Annotated in this window: 1 protein-coding gene; it reads left to right on the plus strand. The window is 47.4% G+C overall.

Translation table 11 applies throughout. The features are described 5' to 3' along the window. Positions 1 to 721 (plus strand): DUF6923 family protein (locus R7040_RS26390; RefSeq protein WP_411978213.1); only part of this gene is annotated, 721 nt, incomplete at both ends.

Consider the following 721-nt stretch of genomic DNA (forward strand, 5'->3'; position numbering starts at 1 on the left):
GAAAATCGTCCGTTTAGGGAAAGACTTTCAAGCAGAAACACTGAATGTCGCTGGTTTGCCTAGTCATACGTTTTTTGTTGGCGATGTTTATAATCACGTTTACTACTTATATCGCAAAGGCAAAGGATTATTTTCCATTGATTTATCACCGTTAGATACCGATCCAAATGCGACGCTAACACTTACGCAAATTACCGCGACCGCAAACGTCAACTTGACGGATTTCGCCTTCCATCCTGGCGACGGTTCGCTTTACGGAATTGATAACAACTCCGGCATTCTCTACAAATTCAATACTGCAAACGGCCAAGCCACTATGATTGGAGATACGGGCGAAACCGGCACCTTTGGTGCAGGCTATTTTGACGTCAACGGCAATTACTACGTTTCCCGCAATCAAGACGGAAAAATCTACCGTATTAATTTGTCAGCGGACAACGCTTCAAACATCAACGCTGGCATTGTCCCAGCGGTTGAGTTTGTCTCGAACGGCCCGAGTTCAAGCCAAAATGACGGTGCACGCTGCGCCAACGCGCCAGTTATTGATGAAGATGACCCAATCGATTTTGGCGATGCTCCAGATAGTTACCACACGCTTCTTTCCTCAAACGGTCCACGACACGAAATCGATGGTGTGACATGGCTTGGTGTCATTGCGCCTGATGGCGATCCTGACGGACAAATTGCGCCTTCTGGCGACAACAAAGTTGGTACCGCAGAC

The sequence above is a fragment of the Vibrio sp. 1069 genome, from assembly GCF_033340555.1.